Origin of the sequence: Actinoplanes sp. NPDC048791 (genome assembly GCF_040650095.1) — a bacterium.
Classification (GTDB): Bacteria; Actinomycetota; Actinomycetes; order Mycobacteriales; family Micromonosporaceae; genus Actinoplanes.
This window is the reverse complement of record NZ_JBEZGQ010001763.1, coordinates 1-1,013: the sequence shown is the minus strand read 5'-3', so window position 1 is coordinate 1,013 and position 1,013 is coordinate 1. Positions and strand designations below refer to the sequence as shown.

General features: G+C 74.4%; 1 protein-coding gene and 1 pseudogene. Both read left to right on the top strand.

The genetic code is table 11. The annotated features are described in order from the left end of the window. Positions 1–395: pseudogene (locus AB0C29_RS50280) on the top strand (RNA polymerase subunit sigma-24); the annotation flags it as partial. Positions 396–469: 74 nt separating this feature from the next. Continuing rightward, positions 470–1,013, top strand: a 544-nt coding sequence (locus AB0C29_RS50275) for a CvpA family protein (RefSeq protein WP_360835726.1), incomplete at its 3' end; no start/stop codon positions are given.

Here is a 1,013-nt window from a genome sequence, read left to right as displayed (position 1 = left end):
CCGCGGCCGGCGGTCTCGGGCCCTACGGCCTGCAGGCCGCGATCGCGGCCTCGCACGCGTCGGCGCCCTCGGTCGAGGAGACCGACTGGGCGCAGATCGTGGTGCTCTACGAGGCGCTCGCCCGGGTGGCGCCCTCGCCGGTGGTCGAGCTCAACCGGGCGGTCGCCGTGGCCATGGCCTCCGGCCCGGCGCCGGCCCTGCTGCTGGTGGACGAGCTGGTCGCCCTGGACCGGCTGCCCGGGTCGCATCTGGTCCCGACCGTACGCGGGGAGCTGCTGACCCGTCTCGGCCGGCTGCCGGAGGCCCGCGCCGAGCTGGAACGGGCGGCCCGGCTGTGCGCGAACCAGCGCGAACGTTCGGTGCTGCTGCGCAAAGCAGCCGCGCTGGGGGCGTGAGCGGGCCCTCACCCCGTGCGCTTGGGCGTTCCCCCTACTGTTGCCGGCGTGAGAGCTGACTGCCCGGCGGAGGGATGCCCGTGGTCGACGGCATTCTGATCCTGCTCATGCTGGTCTTCGCCATCGGCGGCTACCGGCAGGGTTTTGTCATCGGGGCGCTCTCCTTCGGCGGTTTCTTCAGCGGTCTGCTCATCGGGCTCCAGCTCGGCCCGCTGATCGCCGACCAGTTCGCCGACGGCGCCGTGCGGCTGATCGTCGCGCTCGTGACGATGCTCGCGCTGGCGGTGCTCGGGCAGACCCTCGCGAGCTGGCTCGGCACCCGGGTCCGCGCGGCGATCGTGCATCCGTCGGCGCAGCGCCTCGACGACGCCGGCGGGGCGGCTGTCTCGCTGGTCGCGGTGCTCGTCGTCGCGTGGCTGCTCGCCGTACCCCTGGGGTCGACGCCTTTCCCGGAGCTCAACAAGCAGGTCCGCAGCCGCGCGGTGCTGCAGGGGATGGACAGCCTGCTGCCGCGGCAGCCGCAGGCGCTGGCCGCCGCGTTGCGCGAGTCGCAGGACAACGACGGTTGCCCGGACGACATCCCGGGCCTGGCCGGCACCGCCGCCCGGCAGGTGCCGC